Here is a 19,097-nt window from a genome sequence, read left to right on the forward strand (position 1 = left end):
ACGCAAAACGTTTTGGCTAAAGTTGGTTTCGATAAAATTTATCCTAAAGTAGAAGATTTTTATCTAGAACAACAAAAAATGCATGGTATAGCCAACAAAAGAATGCTTGAAGCGTCTAAACTAAACCCGATGATAAAAGGATATTGCGTCCACGCTTTGGTAGGTGGAGACTGGGTACTAGGAGCCGGTTTACTAGACTTATGGAGAAATCCGAAAACATTGGTATATGACATGACCAAAGAAGCAAACCAACCACAAACCACACCTATTAGAATATTACCCAGAAATGTATATTCCAATAAAGGTGCTAAATTAGAAGTTCATGGAGTTAGTGAATTGGATTCTGAAAAAGTATCTATTGACATTTCTATCAAAACAAAAAGAGGGAAACAAGTTTTCAAAAAAGCTATTTCCAAGGACTTTTCATATGGAATTTCGGAGCTATACACTACTCAGCTGAATACTACTAAAATGAAAGGTAGTTATACCGTTCAAGTGACCGTTAAAAATAAAAAGGGAAAAACTATCTCAGAGAACTATCAATCTTTTGATGTTTTCACAACAAAACAATTGAACACCCCTACACAAACAATTTCTGTACTTGATCTAGAAGGAAGTCTTAAAAAGTTTCTAAAAGGCAAAGATGTGAATATAGTTGAATTTACTAAAAACCAAGATAAAAGCATCCCTGTATTTGTTGGTAAAGCAAAAAAGAAAAATAAAGAATACGTACAGTTGGTGGATCAGGTTAAGAATTTTGTATCAGAAGGTGGCTATGCCGTTTTTCTAGAAGTACTGGGTGAAAACATCCCTGGATTTGATAGAAAGCTTAAGGAAGTTAGTGCTAACAAATTACCTTTACAAGCTCAAATGCAAGGAAAATGGGCCACAAGAGGTGGCTGGGCTCCAAAATCACATATAGTAACCAAACACCCTATATTTAAAGATTTACCGACCAAACAAATCATGCATGGTCCCTATGAAAACGTACACCCTGTTACCTCAATGTCTAAACAAGAAGGAACATATATCGCAGGAATGATAGGATACGATCATTTCCCTAATAATGACATAATGGTAAGACACTACAATGGAACCGGAGAAGTGTGGTGGGCAGCAGATATTCTGGAAACGAAGTTAGGAGAAGGGAAAATGCTTTTATCTACGATGCTAATTATCGAAAATTTAGGAAAAGATCCTGTTGCCGATAAATTATTGTATAACATGATTCAATTTGCTGCAAAATAAGAACTATGAAATATCATAAAAACTATTTAAGAAAACTGATAACAACTCTTGTTGTTATCAGTTTTTTAAGTAATCTATATAGCCAAGAAAATCTTTTAAACAATGGCGTCATTGGAAAATGGGATCCTCACAATACAACTCGTTGGCAACAACATCTATCTTTAGGCCAATGGATTTGGCTTCCAAAAAACAGCAATTCTAACTTGCTCTTCGCACGTAAAAATTTTTATTTAGAAAAAGTTCTTGAAAAAACGCATCTAGCCATTTCTGCTTCTTCTAAATACGAATTATTTATCAATGGAAAAGCAATTTGTCAAGGGCCTGCAAGAAGTGCCCCTCATCATCAATCATATGATCTCTTGGATATCACATCTGTTCTTAAAACAGGAGCGAATAATATCTCTGTAAAAGTTCATCATCAGGATAAAAAAAAATCATACAATCATGATGGCAGACCCGGTTTGATTGCTCAAATATATTCGAACGAAACAATAATCATACATACTGATGCCAGTTGGAAAGTTACAATAGACCCATCATGGGATCAAGACTCTCCTTCGATAAGTAGATTCCAAATGATTGTTAATGACAATATCAATTTCATACATAAAATTGAAAATTGGAACCAAACAGATTTTGATGATAGTAAATGGCTAGCAGCACATCCTTTGCTTCGCAACTCGGGATGGCCTTCCCCTAAAAAAGATGAAGTTGCCTATGCCATCACCACTCCATGGACAAACCTTGTTCAAAGAGACATCCCATACCTGATTGAAAAAGATCTCAAAGCTTCTGAACTTATCGAAGCAATCACTTTTGAAAACTCATCAAACTCTCCTCTTGCTAACAACAAACTGAAACTAACCAATACTGTTGATAGGTTTTTCAAAAAGCAATTAAAACCATACAATAAAAAAAATCAACCCATTGTAATCCCTGCTCGTTCTTCTTCTGAAAGCACCGTATTATTATTTGATTTTGGCAAAATCATCAACGGAATGCCAAAATTAAAGATTCAAGGTGCCTTAGGAACGGAAGTACAAATATTGTCAGCTCCCTTTATTGTAGATGGAACTTTTTCTCAAAAAAGAGTAGATTCTGAATATTTGGATAGACTAACACTTTCTGGCACCAAGGATACATGGCAAAGTATGTATTTTAAACCGACCCGTTATCTTGCGTTAACTGTTAAAGGAAATGACAAACCTGTTAGCATAGATTTTTTGGGAATTCATCAGATAAAATACCCCTTTGAAAACAAAGGAAATATCGAAGTTGATAAAGAACCTTGGATACAGAGATTTTGGAAGGCTTCTGTAAAAACAATTGATGTTACCACTACCGATGCGCTTACAGATAATTACCGAGAAAGAAGACAATACGCTCAAACTGGTTATTATGCTGCTATGGGTAATTATTGGACTTTTGGTGATACTGCCTTGCAAAGACGCTATTTAATTCAAGTGGCACAAGAACAAATGGCCAATGGTATCATGCCTGCTTATGCCCCTTTAGCACAAGAGGATTATATGGTTATCTTAGACTCTAATTGTTTATGGATACGTAGTTTTTACAACTACCTGCTTTACTCTGGAGATTATGTAACAGTCAAAGAATTGCTTCCCTCCGCAAAAAAAATGATGAACTTACTGCATAGCTTCACAGATCAAAGGGGCTTGATTTACAACCCACCTTATGCCTATTGGCTTGATCATACTCTCAATGACCGAACAGGCGCAAATCTATGTTTGAATGGACATTATTTAGGTGCTTTGCAAGACTTTACTAAAGCACTTCAATTCTTGGAGGACGAAGAGCAAACGAAATTCCAAGAACGCTCTAGAAAACTAAAACAATCTTTAGCTACCAATTTTTGGAATGAAGAAAACGGATTGTTTGTAGATGCCATTGCCAATGGCGTGCAATCTTCCAAATTTAGTGAGCACGCTAATGCCATGGCTTTGGCTTCAGGTATTACTACAAAACAACAAGCTAAAAGAGTAGCAACAACCTTGTTGACTGAAGATGCTAATAATTATATAAAACGAGCAAATGGGATGACCATGGTAAGTCCAGCAATGTCATATTTCCTTCACATAGGATTGGCCGAAAATGGCTACGCTAAAGAATCGTTACTGCTATTCAACAATCGATTCTCCAAAATGCTGCATAAGGACACCAATCAGACACTGTGGGAAGAATGGTGGCTCGACGGTAGCGGTAGGACAGGGAAGTTAATTGGAGGAAGAACACGAAGTGATGCACAAACAGAAAGCGCTTTTCCTCCTGATTTATTTGTTAAATATGTTTTAGGCATTGAAGTAATATCTCCAGGTATGAAACAACTAAAACTTTCCAAACCAAAGGCGATTTTTTCTGATGTTAAATCATCTTTCCCAACGCCAAATGGTATTTGTCACGTAGAATGGAAATTCAAAAAGAATCACAGTATTCATCTTAATATTCCCGAAAACACAAAGATAAAACTAGAGCTAAGCAGTCTTCAATCCAATGCCATTTCCCTCAATGGAATTAGCTATAAAGGAAAAGAGAATCCTACTTTAAAAACAGGAACTCACATCATAGAGTATTAAGTAAACGCTCAGTTTTATTTGCTTAGTGATTTTTATCGAAAGAAATAAAAGGTTCGAAAAATAAAACCTCGAACCTTTTCATCTTTTTCTATCATGGTAATTTAGAAAAATATTAAAAATTAAATTTACCGTTTGTGTTTTTATGCTCCGACACTGGTAAAATAGCTTCTATAACATCCCAATGCTCAACTATCAATCCATCTTCCAACCTAAATAGATCGTAAAACGAAGTAGCTTCTCCTTTGCCAAATTTCCCTTCACTAATACTCAATACAAAATTTCCTTCCGCCAAAACTTTATGTGTTTTTTCATATTCCATAACCAATCCATTTTCAGCAAAATATTGCATCGCAGCTCCAAAACCTTCTAATCCATCAGCAACTGCTGGATTGTGCTGTACATATTTTTTCGGATTGATATAATCTGTATAATTGGATTGATGCTTGAACAAAATTGAATCGATAAAATTCTCTACAACTTTTCTATTACTTTCTGTTTTATCCAAGTCTGTGATTTCTGTAGCACCATCTATTTGACTTCTACCACTAGGATTATTTGGCTGGATAGCAATTAAATTATCCCAGTGTTCCACAATCAAACCATTTTCAAAACGAAATACATCAAATCCAATTTTTGGGCCGAAGAAGTCATACTTTGTTTGAGAAAAAGTATAGTCTCCATCTTGAAAAGAGCGAATCACTTCCGCTTTAAAACCTCCTTCTGGAGCATGATGTAACACCTCACCAAAACCTTTTAGTCCATCACCAACCATAAGGTTATGTTGAATGTATTTCTCTGGATTGATATAGGCAATTGTTGATTGATCTCCCGTTTCTAAACTTGTGATTAGTGCTGCTGCTTTTTCTTTGTTTGATAATTCCATTTTAGTTTCCTTTTTTTGATTGCTTTTAATAGTTACTTCTTTTTTTGCAGTACTGCATGCTATGATTGATAATGCGACTGCTGCTGTGGTAAATAAACGTTTCATATGTGTAGATTTTTATACTACAAAGATGCGTCAACAGTCCACATATAGGAAGATACAATTCAGGATAAAAATGGTAAAAGTCGAACCTTATTTATTTTTCTAATGACTTTATAAATGAATTTGGGGTGAAACTCGTATTTTTTTTAAAATACTTGGTAAAGTTTGTAGGATCTTCAAAACCTAGCTCATAGGCTAAATCTGTACTTTTTATCCTTGCATTGATCAGTCTTCGTTTTGCCTGAAGTATCACAAAATCATCAATCACATTTTTAGCGGTTTTGTGAGCAAGATCCTTGCAAATGCTATTGAGATGTTTATAAGTAATGGCCAATTCTTTGGCATAAAAAGAAGCTGATCTTGTTTTTTTATAATGCTTTTCAATCAATAGCGTAAACCGATGAAAGCAGCGTGTTTTTGAGGTATCCTTTATGTCCGAACTTCTCGTTTTCCTAATGCTTTCAGCTTTTGACAATAAAATGATAAAAAGGGAATTGACAACATTTCTCTGATTAAAGGAGTTCTCTTTACCATACTCAGACTGTAAAAGTCTAAAGTACATTTCAAATTCCGAATTATCGGGTATCTTTAAAATTGGCGAGAATAACTGAGAATTGAACAAACGAAAAACAAAATCTTCTGTAATATTCGGAAAGCAGCTGACAAAATAAGCTTCCGTAAATATCAAGCAATACCCTTTCAACTCATTAGAAAACTCAAAGGCATTGATTTGATCCTTTGTAAGATACACCAAGGTGTTTTTTTCTACAGGGTACCATTTAAAATCTACATAGTGTCGTCCTCTTCCACTGGTGTAAAAAATAAAGTTGTAAAATTTTAACTGATGCGGTTTTTCGGGGTTATGTCCCTGTGCTTCTTTTTTAGAAGCAATGTTTTCAATAGGGACAATTTCAAAACCAAAATTTTCTTCCGAACCTGGATTGAAAACTATGTGTGGAATTTCCTCTATCATACAAAATCGATTAGTGCATTAGAAAGTTTTAATTATTCTAGCCACCCCAGACACATCTGCCTCACTATCATAAAATTTTGTTCCGAAACCAAGTTGTAAGGAATATCCTTTTTCAAATTCAAAATGAACTTGAGGCAATATCAATAATTCCATTTCATTATCATCCAAACCTTGAAATGTTGGATCAGAGTTATTTATTTCTAAACCAACTACAGTACGCTCATTAATATCCGCAAAGACAGAAGCATTTAACAAAATGGTATAATTCTTTTCTGCAGCATCGTTACCAGACTCAAGCATCACTCCAAACAAACCAATGGCACTCCAAACTTCATTAAACCTATATGCTGGTACATATAAAAAATTCAACTCCAATAAATTTATATGTGTATAGGATTCTCCTATTACCTGAATCCCATGGATAAACTTGTTGTTTTTTGAACTCCCCATAGTCCATTGTATTGCCATTTTATAGGCTTCCAATTCAAAATCATTCATGGGAAATTCCAATTCCACCGCAAAATTATCAAATAGTGCATATTCAATTTCTGGTGCCCAATCCACTCCTCTATTGGCTCCATCATTTATAGGAAAGTCCGCCAATGCATTTATCTCTAATTCCCCTTTCTTAGCGCCTAAACCACGAACCAAATCAAACATTAATGGCTCAGGGATACTGACCACATCCGTTTCATTTTTTTCTTGAGCCTGCACAGACACACTGCTTAAAACCACTAAAAGTACCACCGATAAACTGAGAAAAAACTTTTTAAAAGTCATGCTAAAATATTTTATTCTTTATTGAATTTCTACTAGGCTAAACTAAGATTAACTATTCAAATTTCAAACTATCAATCGGTATCATTTTAAGGGAATGCATAAAGAATATGCATTTCCATCCATATCCAAAGCAGCTACCGTCAATACCAAAGCTTCCCCATTTTCAACATATACATAAGGTCGTTCCAATCGATGCACAGAGACTTCTGTCCCATCTGATTTTTTAATCGCTTTATCCAATACTTTATAGTGCTTTGCTTTTTCCCAATTGATACCATCCGTAGAGGTTATCATTCCCATATATCCAAAAGCATGATAAATTCCATAATATCTTTTTCTCTTTTGATCATACCAAATTGCTGGATCTTCAGAGTTTAAATTTCCCACAGCAGCTTTGGGTTGTATCTCCCAAGGACCTACAGGACTTTCTGATAAAGCAATAGCCTGGCTTCTTATCAATTCAGACTGAGTTGGAGAAGAACCATTTGCATATTTTACATTTGGTTTGTCTCCTCTTAAAATCATAATATACCCCCCTTCTGGTCTTTCCGTCAAGGCTGGATTACAAGTGATTTGCGCAATCGGTCCTGAAGGAAGAACAATAGGAACATCAAGTCTTTCCCAAGGTCCATTAATGCTATTAGAAACAGCAACACCAATTCTTTGGTTCTCTCTTACCAAAGCACGATATTTATTTGAAATTCCACTTTTTCGTGCCTGAGCGAATTCCTCTACAGTCAATTCCTTATCGCCGACGTTCGTTGACATATAGTATAAATAATATTTTCCCTCAAAATATTTAATTCTAGGATTGTGTGCCGTGTGGGCATCCCAGTACCCTTTTCCTCTACCTTTCAAAACAACTTCCTTGAAAACATAGGGTCCTGCCGGATGATCTGACACCGCATGAGAAACAATTCCATCTGTCAACCAAGTACTAAATCCAAGTTCTTTAGACATTTGAGCATAAAACATATGATATTTTCCATCCTCCGCCTTTACGATGGAAGATCCCCAATTATGATAGTTTTTATCTCTTAATATATTTATCTCTGAAACTTCTTGCAGCTTAGAGGCCAAATTTAAATCGTCCGTAGATTTTTGAGTTTGGGTAGCACAACTTGCAAACACCAGCACCAATATTAGTAATTTATTCATAAGATTTATTTAATTTATAGCTCTTCAACGATTGAAGTACCTTTTTCACCCCCCCCTGTAGTCCATTGCCAAGATTCATGCAAACGAATTTTGCCGTTAGAAAGAATTTCTGGTTTCGACTCACAAATTCCTGATCTTAATTCACCAACTGAATTTATTTGATGGTAACACATTTTTATGGACCCATCTTTTGCCACTGAACCCAATATTTGTCCCTTTACTATAACACCTCCAGTATAGGTAGCCGTTAAAAAAGTTCCGATTTGTTTGTAGTGAAAAACTGTTTTTTCAGAAGTTTCTCCATGTTGTGAATTTTCAACAGCTTTAAACTTTTTATCGTTGTAATTCATTTTATTTTATCGACAAGGCTCCTGAAGGGCACAGATTTACTTGATGTTTTAATTGATCTGAAGTGGCATTGTTAATTTTCACCCAAGGCACTTCATTAGGCTTATAAACTTCAGGTAAGGTTTTCACACAAACCCCAGCATGAATACATTTTTCTGGTTGCCATACAACTGTAATTTCTCCGTTACTATATTCTTTAGATTTCATAGTACATAAGTTTTAATTGGATTCAAGTAAGTTACAGTTATTATTTATTAAATAAAAGAAGATCTGTATTCTAATTAAGAATACAGATCTTTTGCACTTTACTCTATCCAATTTACGATACTCAGAGCAATTTCTCTCCAATTATTTTCCTCTAGCATCCAATGAGCATTCTCTTTAAAAACTTTTAACTCAGCATTTCCATTGTACTTTTTTACTAATTTTTCTCCAATTTTAACAGGCGAAGCTTTATCTCTCCCACCTGACACAATAAGTACTGGAATCTTAATTTCTGAATATTTTATTTTGTTTGGTTTGTAGCCAAAAACATTTTTTATCCAGATCATCTCTTTCAATACAAGACCAGATTCATCCACCATATTACCATAAACCTCTTTTTGTTTTTTATCTGATAAATTGAACAACATCCCCTCTACTGCGATATCAAAAGAAGGTTTACCCGTATTCTCTTTCAAATGATCGATACCGTTAACCCATTTAACTGTTTGAATACTTTGAGAAGGAGGCATCATCCCATAATTTACCGGAGGTGCTATAAGCACCAGTTTTGATGCAAGCCTCTCCATTGCCAAACGTTGCGCAATAATACTTCCCATAGAATGAGCTACCAATACAGGTTTGGAGTTCATTTGTTGAATAAGTTCTCTAAGTTGAACCACATAATTTTCCATGCTTAACCCATTCAATTCATTTTTTGAATTTGGGGAATGACCTATCAACGTAGGAGTATTTACGTCAAATCCTTTTGATAAAAAATAAGATTGAAATGGAGACCAAACCTCACCAGTTGACCAAGCTCCATGAATAAAAACAACGTTTTTGCTTTTATTCATATGATTTTGAGATTGCGCTATAATTCCAAATAAGACAGCTATAATCAGACATACACTTTTTTTCATGTTTATTTTATTTAAATAGTTATGAAACAAAAGTAGCATGTAACTAAAGCTACGGTGGTTATCCTATGGTAACAAATGGATTTATTTTTCTTTCCTGATTCTACTCAAAGATTGAGGTGTAATTCCTAAATAAGATGCAATCAAATACTGAGGCACTCTTTGTACTAATGAAGGCCTCATGTTGATCAATTTTTCATATCTTTTTTTAGCGTCATCCATAACTAAAGAGATAGATTTTTCTTGCCAATTTTTAAACAAGGATTCTGCAATCAAACGTCCTACTCGTTCAAAGTTATGATGCTTTTCATATAACTCGTAAAGATCCTCTCTTTGAATGACAAGTATTTCTGAATGCTCTATGCAACGAACATCTTTCTCGGCATTCGTTACATCTATAAAGTTTTTATAATCGGCAATAAATTCATTTTCCAAAGAAAACTCATCAATTACCTCATCACCATCTTTATCATACACACAGACCAAAGCCCCTTTACTATAAACCCTAAATAATCACACTTTTTGCCTTTTTGAATAAAGCAATCATTCTTTGCATAAACTTTTAGGTCGCATTTTGACAAAAACAAATTTAAGTCCGCGCTTTCTAAAGGAATAAATTTCTGTAAATTATTTTCAATGGATGGAGTCATAGTTTTCACAAGAGAAACAAGAATTTTTAAGTTTTTAAATGTAGTAATTAATTCTATGAACGATTGAAAATCCTTAGGAAAAATATACATTTGCGTCATAAATTATTTGCATGACACCAACGTTACAAGATTTAAAACAAGGGAAATTATTAGGAGCCAAAACTTTAAAGTTGGCTTGCGGACTTGAAAACTTTCCAAATGAAATTTTTTCATTAGCTGATACTTTAGAAGTATTAGATTTATCTGATAATAACTTATCCGAATTACCAGAAAATTTAAGTCAGTTGAAACATTTAAAGATTATTTTTTTCGCTAGAAATAAATTTACTGTTTTCCCAAAAGTATTGGCATCTTGTAAGTCATTAAAGATGATTGGCTTTAAATCAAATCAAATTGAAACGGTACCAGAAAATGCCTTCCCAAAATTCATGAATTGGTTGATCTTAACCGATAATCAAATCAAAGTCCTACCAAAAAGCATTGGTGATTGCCAACTTTTACAAAAATTTTTAATTGCCGGAAATCAGTTAAGTGAGTTGCCAATAGAATTACAAAAATGCACTCATTTAGAACTATTGCGAGTTGCAGCTAACAAATTAACCTCAATTCCTGATTGGCTTTTAGAAATGCCAAAATTATCTTGGCTAGCTTTTGGTGGAAATAACATCCCGTTAAATGTGAATCATAGCAACAGGTTGGCGGAATACAATTATGAGGATTTTGACGTCAAAGAAATTTTAGGAGAAGGGGCGTCGGGAATTATTTCCAAAGCGGTTTGGGCATCAGAAAACAAGCCTGTAGCTTTGAAAATTTTTAGAGGATCTGTTACCAGCGATGGTTTGCCAGATGATGAAATGCAAGTATCGATGGCGGCAGGAAATCACAAAAACTTAATCCCAGTTCTTGGAAAAATAAAAAATCACCCTGAGCAAAGAAGTGGACTTATTTTACAGCTTATTTCTCCGGAATATAAAAACTTAGGAAACCCACCGAGTTTAGATTCTTGTACACGAGATACTTTTGACAATAACGCAACTCTATCTGCTACCGAAATATTGAATTTAGCAAAAAGTATTGCTTCCGTTGCTGCACATTTACATCTTCAAGGCATCAATCATGGTGATTTATACGCACACAATATTTTAATCGGATCAGAAGGCAAATGTGTTTTCAGCGATTTTGGAGCTGCCTCTTTTTATGACAAAACTGCCACTCATTCGAAAAGTATAGAAAAATTAGAAGTGAGAGCTTATGCATGTTTTCTAGAAGATATTTTAGGATTGATTACCGACAGAAAAGGTAATTCTGATTTTATCAATTCTATCGAGAAAACAATCAAAGCTTGCAAAAACCCGATCGTAAATCTTCGTCCAGATTTTATTGAAATTTCACAAATATTAAACCCCCTGTTCTAGTTAAAAGTGACAAGAGAAATAGCTCAAAAAAATTAGTCTACTTGATAAGTTGTTTTTTAAGTTTACTCAGAAACTCATGAGTAATTCCTAAATAACTTGCAATATGTCGGTCTGAAATTTTAGAACAAATTGTCGGGTAGGTACTTATAAATTTTGAATAACGTTCTTTTGCCGTCAAAGAATTACTATGAATCAGGCGTCTTTGCCAAGCCACTAATGCTTTTTGAGACATGATTCTAAAAAGTTTTTCTATCACTGGCAATTTCTGATACATTTCTAATTTATCGCTTCTTTTGATCAATAAAACAGTACTGTCTTCCAAAGCCTGAATATTTAATTCTGAAGGTGTTTGATTTAAAAAACTATCAATATCCATAAGCCACCAGTCACTAGCAGCAAAATAAAGGGTATTTTCATTGCCTTTTGCATCTATGGAAAAAACTCTAAAACAACCGTCTACCACAAAACCTTCATATTTAAAAACCTCACCTTGTTTTAATAAATATTCCTTTTTGCAAATCTTCCTACTGCTAAACACAGCAGAAAACTGATCGAGTTCCTCTTTTGTTAACAGGAGATTCTTTGAAATATTTTCTTTTAGTAAATCGTGTGTCATTGAGATTATTCTATAAATACCTCGATAAAAATATATTTTTTTGATGGAAACTTGCTATTAATTCAGCGCTGTTTATCATTTTTCTTGGTAATTACTAATAGTTACATGATAATGAGAGCAAATTATCAACCGTAATAACTTCGTAATATTACATTCTATAAAGTAATTTTTTATGAAATCACAGAAGACAAAAATAAAACACCATTCATTTTTAACATATACTTTTATTTTACTAATGACAGCGGCTCTTAGCGCGCAAAAGAATTATTATGTAAGTTCTACCAACGGTAATGATAAAAATAAAGGAACTGAAAATGCTCCTTGGAAATCTTTGCAAAAAATTTCTAAAGCACAACTCAATCCAGGAGATAAAATATTATTCAAAAAAGGGGATGTATTTGTTGGTCACTTTAACATCAATGGTTCCGGATCTGCTAAAAAACCTATTGTTATCACCTCTTATGGAATTGGTGCACAGCCAATATTCTCTGGACAAGTAGGTCCTCAGCAGGGTGGTGACTACCAGGAAGCTATATTAGTGCACAATCAGGAGCATATTCATTTTTTTGACTTAGAGATTCAAAACAACCGCCTTTCCCCGAGAACAGGAGTAAGAGATCAAGATGCTTTTGGTATCTATGTTTTAAACGATGGGAATAGAACACTTAAAGATTACTCATTTAAAAAAATAACTGTTAAAAATGTATATGCACCAAAACCTATATTAAAAGAAAAAGGAGAACAAGCTTTTAACGGTTTGGAAGTTGCGGGAATTCGTTTTTTCTCTAGTTTCAACACCAAAAACAATATTAAAAATATTCAAGGTGTACTTATAGAAGATTGTTATTTCACCGATATTCAAAGGCTCGGAGTTCATATAAAACATGGAGGGGGAGCAAAATCTCATACTTCAAAAAAACAGAATTGCAATTCTGACATTGTTTTAAGAAACAATAAATTTCACAAAACAGGAGGAACTTGTATTCTTCCCATTAGAACATATAATTGCTTGATTGAAAAAAACATTTTTGACAGGCCAGGTGATAATTCAGACCCAAGGATGGCGAATCGAGGAAGTGCTGTTTGGACATGGACTTGTTACAACACCGTAATTCAATATAATGATTGTTTACATATCCGAGGATATTTAGATTCACATGGAATTCATGTCGATCACAACAATGTAAATACCTTCATTCAATACAATTATATGGAAGATTGCGAAGGAGGATTTGTAGAAATCTTAGGAGGAAATAAAAACTCCGTTTACAGATTTAACGTAAGTATCAATGACGGTTGGCGTGCGAATCCCAAATGGAAAACAAGCAATCATACTATTTGGCTAAACAATGTTGTTCCTAAAGGGAAACACTACCCTACAGAGAGTTACATCTACAACAACACCATTTATATTGATCAACCCTATGCTACATCCATAGATATTAAAGGAGAAAATAGTTATATCTATAATAATATATTTTGTGCCATAAACAACTCGAACATTGGAAACAAACAAGTTCACATAGACACCAATAATACAGATTTATTTGTGTCAAACAATTTATATCATGGTAGCATCAATAAAAGATTTACAAATTTAGACAAGGCTCCCTTATTTACTAACCCCAATTTTGTGGATGCCACATCTCATACCAGAGAAGGTTTTATTCTAAAAGCAAACAGCAGTGCAATTGATGCTGGAATTTCAAAACTAGGACCACCAGTTGAGGGAGCTGGAAAAGGAATTTTTAAAGATATTAGTACATACCCTAAGACCGATTTTTATGGCAACCCTGTAAACTTCAAAAAACAAACACCCAATATTGGCGCTTGCAATGCAAAATAACTATCAATCTTTTATGTGTTCAAAAGCTATTATAAAACTAAAACAAACTACTATGAAAAACATTATTTTAAAAACTTGTTTGTTTTCAATTCTTGTATCAACAAACGTATCTTGTCAGGTTTCTACGCAAGAATTTACGGCCGTAGAAATCCCTGTGTCTGAAACAGTGATAAAAAGTGCTGTTCCAAAAAACTATAATATCATCCTAAAAGATGATTTCACTTTTTTTGATACCGCGAACTGGTCTAAAGGACTTACACATGATATGGATCCGTCCATTAAAATGATATGGAACAAAGAAACGGGTGGAGAGCACCTATTAAACAACAATTATGCTGGTTATGTTTTAGATAACAATACTTTTATCGCTAATGAAGCATTGCATTTAGAAAACAAAAAAGAAACTATAAAAGGGACAGATCCTTCAAGAGACTTTGGCTATTCAACAGGCTGGATCAATTCATTGCAAAAGATAAACTTCAACGGAACCGAAAATGGTATTTATTTAAAAATCAAAGCCAAGTTTCCTAAAGGAGACAAAGTATGGCCAGCGATTTGGTTGATAGACGACTCTCCAAAACGCAGTTGGCCACCAGAAATTGACATCTGGGAATACTTCGGGAAATTCTTCAATACTAAAAAAACAGATGAAATGTATATGCGTTACATCTATGGACACTGGAGTAACAAGGAAGATCATAGCATCCCAATTCAACACTTCCATACAGATTATAATGCTTCAGAAAAATGGCATATCTATGGTTTTCAATGGACTTCTAAAGAAATGAATTGGTTTATTGATGGAGAAAAAGTTCATACCAAAACCAAAGGAAAAGACATTGCAAAAGAAGATTGGCCAGACAAACAAATGTGTTTGGTTATCAACAATGGTCTGCTAGAAGTGGTTCCTGAAGGAAACACACAATTTCCAAACGCTCTCGTACTAGATTTTTTAGAATTATATGAAGAAAATTAGTCTCACCTAATTAGCCCCCTTATGCCATAAACAATATTACCCCTTGATTTATGTTTAGTCTGTTACCCTTGGTTCAAATAATATCTTTATGGTAATTACTTGAACCAAGTAGGTAATTTACGAGCAATGCTTCCTTTTTTGTATGATTAGATTTGGTCAACTAAACCAACCTAACACTATATAAATGAATCATTTAAACAAAACAACCCTATTTCTTAAGATCTTATTAATTTCATTTTACATGAACTCCCAAGAAGTAATCTTTTATGATAACTTTGAAAATTATTCACAAAACCAAGATCTATTAAACCTATCCCCTACACTTTATTCTAGCTGGAATGCAAACGCTACATGGAACGCAACTGTTTCTAACGCACTTGGCAATAGCTCCAGCAATGGATATGCATCAAGCAATAACCTGGAAAATATTTCATTCGTTAGATATTTGAGTTTAGAAGTAGGAGCTACTTATTCTTTTTCGGTAGCAACCAAAATCACAAATCAAAGTACCAACTGGCAAAGAAACCACACCATCAAAGCACAAAGCAACAGCCATGAATATGGAGCGGTTGTTATCAGTTCTCCCGAAGATAATGAATGGACATCCTCAGAAATTACATTCACCGTTTTGGAAAACTTCGAAAATATAAATTTCTCGATCTACAGATATTACCAAGGAAGCGAAGTACATATTGATGATTTTTCCTTAAGAAAAATTGCTGTTCCCAATACTACCACCTATTATATTGATGCAGAAAATGGAAGCGATGCTAACAATGGTCATTCAGAAGAATTCGCATGGCAAAGCATAACAAAAATCAACAACAGTACGTTCGAACCAGGAGACCAAATTTTATTTAAAACAAATCAAGAATATTTTGGTTCACTAGTGCCTCCTTCAAATGGAGCATTAAACAACACCATTATTTTTGACAAATACGGAACGGGAGTTCATCCGATTATTAATGCTAGAAATTATTCTAAGTGCATAGATGCTTCAGGTAAAGAAAATTTAGAATTCCACAACCTAATATTAAAAAACGATGCCTTGGAAGACACAACTACCCCAGAAGCAGGAGCTGAAACTGCACGATACGGATTTTACACACATGTTGGTTATTCTGGAATCCAAAAAAACATTCTACTAGACAGTATAAAAATACAGAATATTTATCCCAACAACGCTTCGGGAACTGAGAATACCGATTCCTATAAAGGGTACGGAATTTATGTTACATCTGACGGCACCGGTAATTCTAATTATTATGATGGAATTACAATACAAAACTGTGAAATTACAGATATTGGTTATGTTGGCATCAGCATTAACAAATGGAATCCTGATGCAAACCCTCCTGCCAACATGTATCATAAAAATGTTGTAGTGCAAAATAATTATATGCATCATATTGGAGGCTCAGGAATTGTCTATTTTAACGTATCAGATTTCAACATCACAAACAATTTAATTACCTATACTGGAGATTCAACTTTAGATGCAAGACAACACGGACGTGGTAGTGGATTTTGGTCGGTTCGATGCAAAAACGGGATTTTAGAACATAATGAATTTTCTCATGCAAGAGGTCAGGCAGATTCTTGTGGAGCTCATATTGACATTGAAAATGACAACCTCATCGTGCAATACAATTTAAGTCTTGACAACGAAGGTGGATTTGCTGAATATATGGGAGCCAACACAAACTGTATTTATAGATACAACGTCAGTATAAACGATGGTTGGCGCATTAAGGGAATCAATGGAAATACCCAATGGGGTAAAACCATTTGGTTTTCCGATTTTACAGGTTTTGAAGATGAACCAAGAGTAGGTTCTTCCAACAATCATGTCTATAACAATACAATCTATGTAAAATCTGGAATGACTGCAAGAATTGTTATTGGAGAATCTGTACATGACAATACCGTAAAAAATAATATTTTTTATGTTGATGGAACCATTCTTTTTGAAGAAGAAGATTTAGATTGGACAGATGAGACACCCGGATATGATAATCTTTTCGATACCAATTTATGGTACGGAAGTGGTAGTTATCCAAATATCGCAAACGAAATACAATTTAATAACACTGCTCAAAACGAAATTTTCAACCAAGATCCTTTATTAACAAACAAAGGTGGTTTTAGTGCAGACGATTATAAAATTCTAGAAAACTCTCCTATCATAAATACTGGATTAGAAATCGGAAACAATGGAGGCTATGATTATTGGCAAACGCTTCTAAGTGCGTATTCCCCTACAGATATTGGAGCGCACGAAACGACTTATGAAAACTTGAGCAGTCTTAGACAGGATTCTCAAAAAATTAAAATATTTCCAAACCCTGTTATTGATACCCTAATCATAGAATCAACACTTCCCGAAATACGTTATGAAATATATACTATCAATGGTAAATTGGTTTTAGCAGGAATGACAATAAAAGAAATAGATGTAACAAATCTGAAAAACGGTCTATATGTTTTAAAAGTTGAAGAAATGAAACCATATCAATTTGTAAAAAAATAATTCAAAAATCATAAAAAATGTGCCACAAAAAACTGAAATTATGCTACATATCATAGCAATTATTTGATCAAAACTATTTTTTAACTTTTACATTTGGATTTAGAAAACACCACCTACGCTTTCTAAGCACACAAACTAAAGACAGCTATTTTGGTCTATTTCTAATGAAAATCAAACTATTTCACCCTTTTAAAATAATTTCTTAACACTACATTTGACTTACATCAAATCTAATCCTATGAATTCTAATACTATCATTTCAAAAGTAATTTTAAATGTTATCTTCTGTGCACTTTTTGTATCAAAAACGATATCTCAAAACAAAATACCACCAAATGTGGTATTTATCATGTGCGACGATCTTAATGATTATCAAGGTGTATTTAAGGGACACAAACAAGTAATAACACCAAATATTGATGAATTAGCAGCCTCTGGTGTTCAATTTCTAAATGCACAATCCAATGCTCCGGTTTGTCAACCCTCAAGAAATAGTATTTTTACAGGGGTCTACCCGCATGATTCAGGCGATTTCGGATGGACGCCGATGCAGAAGCAAAAAGTTCTAAAAAACAACAAAACCATCATTCAGCTATTTAAAGAGAATGGATATTATACTTTGGGGTCAGGAAAACTTACACATGGTAAACCAACCAAAGACTGGATGCAGTGGGGAATGAAACATGCACATAATTATGGTCCTTTTTATAACAATGGCACTAAAAATGGTGCCAATCCATCTGTACCTGCTCCTTACAACTCAATTGGCCCAATTGACGGTTCTTATGGGCGTTTATCTGATGCTGGTATTAGCCTAGGAGAATACAAAAAACCAGGCTGGGTAATGGGATGGGACATGAAACCTATGCGTTATATCAATGATGCTGATAGAGATTTATTACAAGATGAAAAACACGCAAAATGGGCAGTAGAAAATTTTGCTCAACTTGAGAAACGAGAAAAACAGCAACCTTTCTTTATGGGTATTGGGTTTGTAAGACCTCACACTCCTCTACATGCACCAGACAAGTATTTTGATATGTATCCTTTAGATAAAATTGAGCTGAATGACTGGATTCCTAATGACAAACAGGATACTTTCTGGGATGAAAACTTCAGTCAAAAACTAAAAGGTCCTAAATATTATAAATTGCTGGTTGAATCTTATGATGGAGATAGAGAACTAGCCTTAAAAACTTTTTTACAAGCCTATTTAGCATGTGTAACTTTTGTCGATGAGCAAGTGGGAAAAGTTATGGAGGCTCTTAACAAAAGTAAGTTTGCCAATAATACAATTGTCGTTTTTACAAGTGATCATGGGTGGCAAATGGGAGAAAAAAATTACCTGTTTAAAAACTCCCCTTGGGAAAAAAGTGCAAGAGTTCCATTAATTATTAAAACTCCAAATTCCGATTCAGGTTTGCAAGTAGCACAGCCAGTATCCTTAGTGGACCTTTTTCCTACTTTAATAGATTATTGTGCTATTGAAGGTGATCATAAAAAAAACAAAAATGGTGGAAACCTAGGCGGACACACTTTAAGGCCTTTATTAGAAAACACAAAAGGTTGGAAAGGACCAAAAGGTGCACTTACTATTGTTGGTAACTATGGAAACAAGTATCCTAAATTAGAACAGAACTACTCTTATCGGACAGCGCAATATCGTTATATTTTATATCGAAATGGAAAAGAAGAATTATACGACCATAACAAAGATCCGCATGAGTGGAAAAATATTGCTGAAGACAATAACTATAAAAAAATAAAAAAACAACTTAAAAAAGAAATGTTGGCTATTCTTAAATAACAGACCTCACCGTTTCATTTTTACATCAAAAATAAATAACACATCTCAGT

At 34.1% G+C, this 19,097-nt stretch carries 16 protein-coding genes; 7 read left to right on the plus strand and 9 right to left on the minus strand.

Annotation, left to right across the window (positions count from 1 at the left end; genetic code table 11):
* Together P8H68_RS13745 and P8H68_RS13750 are read left to right on the plus strand one after the other, a co-directional pair.
* On the plus strand, nt 1-1,248 hold a 1,248-nt coding region (locus P8H68_RS13745), incomplete at its 5' end, for a hypothetical protein (RefSeq protein ID WP_300326406.1).
* Nucleotides 1,249-1,253: 5 nt separating this feature from the next.
* The gene (locus tag P8H68_RS13750; protein ID WP_300326408.1) at nt 1,254-3,842 is read left to right on the plus strand and encodes a family 78 glycoside hydrolase catalytic domain; all 2,589 of its coding nucleotides are present in this window, start codon (nt 1,254-1,256) and stop codon (nt 3,840-3,842) included.
* A gap of 112 nt (nt 3,843-3,954) precedes the next feature.
* On the opposite strand, the gene P8H68_RS13755 is transcribed toward P8H68_RS13750, so the two are convergent.
* From P8H68_RS13755 to P8H68_RS13790, 8 genes are all read right to left on the minus strand, one after another.
* Nucleotides 3,955-4,830 (minus strand): nuclear transport factor 2 family protein, encoded by an 876-nt coding sequence (locus tag P8H68_RS13755; protein WP_300326410.1) that lies wholly within the window; start codon nt 4,828-4,830, stop codon nt 3,955-3,957.
* A 91-nt stretch (nt 4,831-4,921) separates the two neighbouring features.
* Complete coding sequence (locus P8H68_RS13760; protein WP_300326411.1) at nt 4,922-5,800, minus strand: helix-turn-helix domain-containing protein; 879 nt, start codon at nt 5,798-5,800, stop codon at nt 4,922-4,924.
* Nucleotides 5,801-5,818: 18 nt separating this feature from the next.
* Nucleotides 5,819-6,580, minus strand: coding sequence for a hypothetical protein (locus P8H68_RS13765; protein WP_300326413.1), 762 nt, complete (start codon nt 6,578-6,580; stop codon nt 5,819-5,821).
* An 81-nt stretch (nt 6,581-6,661) separates the two neighbouring features.
* Nucleotides 6,662-7,738: a glycoside hydrolase family protein gene (locus P8H68_RS13770; RefSeq protein ID WP_300326415.1), complete on the minus strand. Its 1,077-nt coding sequence runs from the start codon at nt 7,736-7,738 to the stop codon at nt 6,662-6,664.
* Nucleotides 7,739-7,752: 14 nt separating this feature from the next.
* A complete protein-coding gene (locus P8H68_RS13775; RefSeq protein WP_300326418.1) occupies nt 7,753-8,088 on the minus strand; it encodes a n-acetylglutamate synthase in 336 nt (111 codons plus the stop codon).
* A gap of 1 nt (nt 8,089) precedes the next feature.
* Nucleotides 8,090-8,293 (minus strand): (4Fe-4S)-binding protein, encoded by a 204-nt coding sequence (locus P8H68_RS13780; protein WP_300326420.1) that lies wholly within the window; start codon nt 8,291-8,293, stop codon nt 8,090-8,092.
* 98 nt (nt 8,294-8,391) lie between these two features.
* Nucleotides 8,392-9,210 (minus strand): alpha/beta hydrolase, encoded by an 819-nt coding sequence (locus P8H68_RS13785; RefSeq protein ID WP_300326423.1) that lies wholly within the window; start codon nt 9,208-9,210, stop codon nt 8,392-8,394.
* Between the two features lie 81 nt (nt 9,211-9,291).
* Complete coding sequence (locus P8H68_RS13790) at nt 9,292-9,693, minus strand: hypothetical protein (protein WP_300326425.1); 402 nt, start codon at nt 9,691-9,693, stop codon at nt 9,292-9,294.
* A gap of 274 nt (nt 9,694-9,967) precedes the next feature.
* On the opposite strand from P8H68_RS13790, the gene P8H68_RS13795 reads away from it, so the two are divergent.
* The gene (locus tag P8H68_RS13795; protein ID WP_300326427.1) at nt 9,968-11,272 is read left to right on the plus strand and encodes a leucine-rich repeat-containing protein kinase family protein; all 1,305 of its coding nucleotides are present in this window, start codon (nt 9,968-9,970) and stop codon (nt 11,270-11,272) included.
* 37 nt (nt 11,273-11,309) lie between these two features.
* Here the strand turns inward: P8H68_RS13795 and P8H68_RS13800 are convergent, their stop codons facing one another.
* Nucleotides 11,310-11,888 (minus strand): Crp/Fnr family transcriptional regulator, encoded by a 579-nt coding sequence (locus tag P8H68_RS13800; RefSeq protein ID WP_300326429.1) that lies wholly within the window; start codon nt 11,886-11,888, stop codon nt 11,310-11,312.
* 172 nt (nt 11,889-12,060) lie between these two features.
* On the opposite strand from P8H68_RS13800, the gene P8H68_RS13805 reads away from it, so the two are divergent.
* From P8H68_RS13805 to P8H68_RS13820, 4 genes are all read left to right on the plus strand, one after another.
* The gene (locus P8H68_RS13805) at nt 12,061-13,734 is read left to right on the plus strand and encodes a right-handed parallel beta-helix repeat-containing protein (RefSeq protein ID WP_300326432.1); all 1,674 of its coding nucleotides are present in this window, start codon (nt 12,061-12,063) and stop codon (nt 13,732-13,734) included.
* A 52-nt stretch (nt 13,735-13,786) separates the two neighbouring features.
* On the plus strand, nt 13,787-14,710 hold the full coding sequence (locus P8H68_RS13810; protein ID WP_300326435.1) for a glycoside hydrolase family 16 protein: 924 nt from the start codon (nt 13,787-13,789) through the stop codon (nt 14,708-14,710).
* A gap of 241 nt (nt 14,711-14,951) precedes the next feature.
* Nucleotides 14,952-17,240 (plus strand): T9SS type A sorting domain-containing protein, encoded by a 2,289-nt coding sequence (locus P8H68_RS13815; protein ID WP_300326438.1) that lies wholly within the window; start codon nt 14,952-14,954, stop codon nt 17,238-17,240.
* Between the two features lie 238 nt (nt 17,241-17,478).
* On the plus strand, nt 17,479-19,047 hold the full coding sequence (locus P8H68_RS13820; protein ID WP_300326440.1) for a sulfatase: 1,569 nt from the start codon (nt 17,479-17,481) through the stop codon (nt 19,045-19,047).
* The last annotated feature ends 50 nt before the right edge of the window (nt 19,048-19,097 follow it).

Source organism: Flavicella sp. (assembly GCF_029238425.1).
Taxonomy (GTDB): Bacteria; Bacteroidota; Bacteroidia; order Flavobacteriales; family Flavobacteriaceae; genus Flavicella.